General features: G+C 66.0%; 7 protein-coding genes. 3 read left to right on the top strand and 4 right to left on the bottom strand.

Features of this window, described 5'->3' with window-relative positions; all coding sequences use genetic code 11:
- The first annotated feature begins 149 nt into the window (after positions 1-149).
- The 3 genes from BKH32_RS11745 (at position 150) to BKH32_RS11755 (ending at position 1,705) form a co-directional block, all read left to right on the top strand.
- Positions 150-680 carry a DNA/RNA non-specific endonuclease gene (locus BKH32_RS11745; protein WP_218638472.1) on the top strand — a complete coding sequence of 177 codons (531 nt, stop codon included), beginning with the start codon at positions 150-152 and terminating at the stop codon, positions 678-680.
- Between the two features lie 3 nt (positions 681-683).
- A complete protein-coding gene (locus tag BKH32_RS11750; protein WP_075250192.1) occupies positions 684-1,247 on the top strand; it encodes a hypothetical protein in 564 nt (187 codons plus the stop codon).
- 164 nt (positions 1,248-1,411) lie between these two features.
- The gene (locus BKH32_RS11755) at positions 1,412-1,705 is read left to right on the top strand and encodes a hypothetical protein (protein ID WP_075250193.1); all 294 of its coding nucleotides are present in this window, start codon (positions 1,412-1,414) and stop codon (positions 1,703-1,705) included.
- A 410-nt stretch (positions 1,706-2,115) separates the two neighbouring features.
- Here the strand turns inward: BKH32_RS11755 and BKH32_RS11765 are convergent, their stop codons facing one another.
- The 4 genes from BKH32_RS11765 to BKH32_RS11780 all read right to left on the bottom strand — a co-directional run bounded on the left by BKH32_RS11765 (position 2,116) and on the right by BKH32_RS11780 (position 4,679).
- A complete protein-coding gene (locus BKH32_RS11765) occupies positions 2,116-2,850 on the bottom strand; it encodes a glutamine amidotransferase (RefSeq protein WP_075250194.1) in 735 nt (244 codons plus the stop codon).
- Between the two features lie 67 nt (positions 2,851-2,917).
- Positions 2,918-3,739 carry a purine-nucleoside phosphorylase gene (locus tag BKH32_RS11770; protein ID WP_075250195.1) on the bottom strand — a complete coding sequence of 274 codons (822 nt, stop codon included), beginning with the start codon at positions 3,737-3,739 and terminating at the stop codon, positions 2,918-2,920.
- A gap of 246 nt (positions 3,740-3,985) precedes the next feature.
- Positions 3,986-4,498 (bottom strand): hypothetical protein, encoded by a 513-nt coding sequence (locus tag BKH32_RS11775; protein WP_256691816.1) that lies wholly within the window; start codon positions 4,496-4,498, stop codon positions 3,986-3,988.
- Positions 4,491-4,679 carry a helix-turn-helix transcriptional regulator gene (locus BKH32_RS11780; protein WP_075250197.1) on the bottom strand — a complete coding sequence of 63 codons (189 nt, stop codon included), beginning with the start codon at positions 4,677-4,679 and terminating at the stop codon, positions 4,491-4,493. Before BKH32_RS11780 ends, BKH32_RS11775 begins: the two co-directional genes overlap by 8 nt.
- Between the last annotated feature and the right edge of the window lie 43 nt (positions 4,680-4,722).

Consider the following 4,722-nt stretch of genomic DNA (forward strand, 5'->3'; position numbering starts at 1 on the left):
TGACCCCAGCACCACAAGGCCTTTCCGCTCCCACCGCAGGCCAACAGACCGCTTGTCGCAACCTTAAAACAATGTCCTGCGCACACCTTAAACAAGGAGGCTTATTCACAGGGCTAGTCGACACTGGCGTCTGCGCAGGTCACAGCGCCTTGACAGATGCCGTGAATAAGCCTCAAGGTCACTTCTACTGTCAGGGGGTCGGCAAGTTCCACTACGTCACCGACGAGTATGCACGTACCACACACATGGAGGTCGACGGCGAGATGACGCCCAAACCTAAGGACGTGGACGGCGTCCGTTCCACTGACACCCAGCGGAGAGTCAATGCCGACGGCAGCGCCCTACCCGGCGAGCACAATGGAGGACATATAGCCGGCACGCAATTCTATGGCCCGCCTGAGAAGATCAACTTGGTGGCGATGCTCAAGGAAGTCAACCAGGATATTCCTGGCAGCGACCTCAAGTCCTATCATGTGCTGGAGTCCAAAATCGCCGACAAACCGGAGAATTACCAGAACTTTGCCGCAGACTTTGAGTATCGGGATCCAGTTAACCCCAACCTCGTCGGCAGCGAGCGAGTTCCCACTAAATTCACAGCATCATGGACGGACGCCCAAGGAACCCCACACGGAGAACGTTTCATTAACGTTAAAGCAGGCCCTGTGGAGAGGGAGAGATAGACAATGGGAATCGAACAGGAATTGGTTTCAGAAGTATTTTCCCGAATTGAGAGAATAATGCGAAACCTGCTCGCCGACACGGGCGGAGAACGCATTGAGGTTGAGTCGACTGCGATCGCAATCGTTGGACAGGAGGTGACATGGATTACTGTAAACGGGAAACGTTCACCGATTCGAAATCCCAGTAAACTGAGTTTTGCAGTAGATGACCTGCGTGAGGCTCAGGTGGATGCTCGTCGAGGTGCCTGGCTGTATTCATACCTGTGGATGGAGGCCTCGGACGGTGTGCTGCATCAGGAGTCGGACTGGATGCGCGAGCCAGTCATTAACGGAGACCCCGCTGGCGATCACGACGCTGCATACGAGTTGGATCGCCATCCCCGGGATCCTGAGTTCATCCCGCAGTGGATGGCGACCAAGGCAGCCGCCTTCCACAAGAAGGAGGAGGCCCGAGCACGACGTCGCCAACGCGACCGAGCCCGCCGGGAACGCAAGAAGGCCGAAGCCACCCAAGCCACCCAGGAGGCTGCCACGGACACAGCGAATGCCAACGAGGACGGCCAGTAGCAGGCCCGATCGGGGCATCGGTGCCGCCAGCCGTGTGGTTGGAGTCACTCTCCTGGCACCATCCAGACGCCTCGCGGCTCCGAACTCCTGATGACGGCGCACCACGTCGGTGCACCACCATTCACCTGCCACATCACCCATTGATGTCACCAAGGAGTTCTCCCATGCGCACTCGCAAGATCATGTCAGCCGCCCTGCTCGTCGCCGCCCTCGCCGTCGGCACGGCCGCCTGTGGATCCGCAAACGCCAACACGGGCAAGATGGAGCAGACCTCCACTCCCAGCGACGGCAAGATGTCCGACGGCAAGATGAGCGACGGCAAGATGTCCGACGGCAAGATGTCCGACGGGAAGACGAGCGACGGCAAGATGTCCGACGGCAAGATGTCCGACGGCAAGACGAGCGACGACAAGATGTCGGCCAACCCCTCGGCCAGCAGCATGTCCGACAGCAAGTAGAACCCATCCGCGACTGACCCCCGCGACACGTCCTGGCCCTGAGCGCAGGCATCCTGACCACCGGACTCGCACTGAGCGGCACCACCGCCAGCGCCGCCGAGCCCGCAGCAGTCACCGCCTCCGCGTCCCAGGCCAACAACGACGGCACCGCCCCCACCGGCGTCCGCGGGTGGTTCAAACAGCAGTACCAGACGATCCAGGAACTTGACAGAGCGATGCAGCGAGCTTTTCCGCAGAAGTAGCCGCTGGCACCTCGCCCTCCGACAGCTCCCCGCTCCGCATCAGACACAGCAATCGGAGCGCAGCCTTCACATAACGGTCCGGCCCGCGCTCACACGACAGCGCGGGCCGGAGCCGCTCCTTCTGACCGCGCCGGACAGAGAACCCGCCAGGACAGGTCGGCGCGCTCGTCAGTCGCGGGCGTGGACGGACACGAAGTTGGCCAGCAGCTTCCAGGAGTCGGAGACGTCGTCGAGACGCACACGCGCCTGGAGCTCGACGAGCTCGTCGTCGGCGAAGTAGCCGTGACCGGCGTAGAAGCCGAGCCGGTGGGCGAGGTAGTCGCCGTCGAGCTCGGGATGGAACTGGGTGGCGTACAGGTTGGAGCCGACCCGGAACATCTGGACCGGGCAGGCCTCGCCGGTCCCCAGGACGACGGCGTGGGACGGCAGCGCCGTGACCGCCTCCTTGTGGGCGACGAAGGCCTGGAAGACCTTCGGGACGCCCGCGCAGATCGGGTCGACCAGGCCGGCCTCGGTGAGAGTGACCTCGGGGGCGGTGACGGCCTCGCCGTAGGTGGCGTCGACGACGGCGCCCTGATGGCAGGCGAGCGTACCCACGCCGTAGCAGGCGCCGAAGAAGGGGAAGTCGGCCTCGACGACGCGGTCGAGCAGGCCGGAGAGCTCGGCCTCGACCCGCTTCTGGGTGGCGGACTTCTTCTCCGCCGGGGTGGAGGCGTTGAAGGGAGAGCCGCCCACGAGGATGCCGGACCAGTCGTTCAGGTCGATCTGCGGCAGGGACTGGGACTCCAGGCGCAGGCGGCGGAGCGTGGACTCGTCCAGGCCGGTGCGCTTGAGGAATGCCTCGTACTCGGCGTCGGCGGGCTCGTCGTCGCTGCGGGTGGCCAGGAAGAGGAAGGGTTTCACAAGATGACCTTAACGGGGGCCGGAAGCCTGGGCAGCATCCTTTTCCACGCCGTTCCCAGAATCACGCTCAGGCGCTGGCCCGCAGGCTTCTGAGGACCTCCTCGATGGCAGCCAGGGTGACGCCGGAGGCCTGCCTCAGGGAGAGCTGCGCCCGCCCGAGGTTGCCGCCGGCGGCCGGGGCGTCGAGGTAGGTCAGGGCGGAGACCGCCACTCCCCTCGAGGCCAGGATCATGGCCTCAGCCACGGAGTCGGTGACGGCGGCGTCGGCACCCAGGGAGGCCAGGGCGCGGGACTCGGCCGGACTCGGACGCAGCGGCCCGGGCACGAGGGCGACCACGGAGCTGCCGCTCACGCCGCGGAGGCTCCCCAGGCGCTCGGTGAGCCTCGCGTCCCAGCCCGCCGAGACCATGCCGGCGGCCGGGAAGAGAGAGCCACCGGAGACGTTGAGGTGGTCGGCGACGACGCGCACCTGCCCCGGCGCCGTCCCCCCGGCCACGTCACCGGAGCCGCGCAGCGGGGTGGCGCGGGTGACGAGCAGGGCGGCGCGCAGGCGGGCCCCGCTGGCGATCCGGGCCAGCGCCGTCGCACCGCGGGCGGCCTCGCCCTCGTACATGCTGGTGCGACCACGGGCGACGAGGACGCCAAGGCCCCCGCGCTCATAGGACACGAGCGCGTCCTCCTGGCCGGGGGCGCTCGGAGCCTGAACGCCGGGCAGGAAGGACAGGCGCACCCGGGCCGATGGGCGCCCCCAGGCCTGATCGAGATCGCGCAGGAAGGCGGGCTCGGCGATGACGAGGAGGTCATGGCGGGCGCGCCCCGTGGCCAGGAGGATGGAGGCGCCGTCGGGGTCCTCGTCCCAGATTCCTGGCGGGGCGGACTGCTGGACCATGGATTCTCCTCGGGTGCGCCCGGGGCGGGCGGGTGGGACAGGGAACGATGGCCGACGTGGGACGCCGGTCAGGGTGGAGCGAAGTCTACGCGAAGACGCCGGTGGTCGCCGCCGACCTAAGCCCCTTCCTCACTCACCAACAAAAACTTCAGAATCGACGCGGCTCCGGGTCATTTATGAAGATCTCGTCGATGTGTGTGCGGGTCGGGCAGGGCGTGCGGGGCGATGCAACCACGCTCCCTCGACCTACATCGTGCGGTTGAAGTAGATGTTCCCTCCGATGAAGCTGACCAGCTGGAGCCACAGAACGACAACCAGGGCCAGCTTCATCGATCCTCCGAAGGCACCCACAGCGCCAACGACAACATTGCCGAAGAACCCGACGACGCCGGTGAGCGCCCAGGCCCGCTGCGAGGCGGCCCTGTCCCGCTCGTCCTCCCGCTTCTCAAGCCCACGGACGACGAAGGTCTCGTATCCGCGCCTCTTGGCGATGATCAGGGCGACGTAGACGAGCATCATGGCTGACGCCCCACTGGCGCCACCATAGAGAAAGCCGTTGGACATCGGGATCGTCAACGCCGCCACCCACATGAGGATCACGACGACGACAACGTAGGCCATGCGCCCGACGACGGGCGGCCGCGGCCTGGTGACCTTCAGGCCTGTCCGAGCACTCGGCGTCGAGTCGGAGGAGGACGAACCGGTGGCCGCAGCGGAGGAAGGAGTGGGCGTGGGCGGCGTGGGCTCTGACTCAGACATGAAAGATCTCCTCAACAGTGGTCTCGAAGTAGCGGGCGATGGCGATGGCCAGGGGAAGGGAGGGGTCGTACTTGCCCTTCTCGATGGAGTTGATGCTCTGCCTGGAGACGCCCAGGGCGGCGCCGAGCTGGGCCTGGGTGAGGCCGCGGGCCTCGCGCAGGCTGCGCACGTCGTTATCCATGGCCCTCCCCACTCGGGGCGCGGCGAGACAACCGGCTCATGCC

The sequence above is a fragment of the Actinomyces oris genome (assembly GCF_001929375.1).
Taxonomy (GTDB): Bacteria; Actinomycetota; Actinomycetes; order Actinomycetales; family Actinomycetaceae; genus Actinomyces; species Actinomyces oris_B.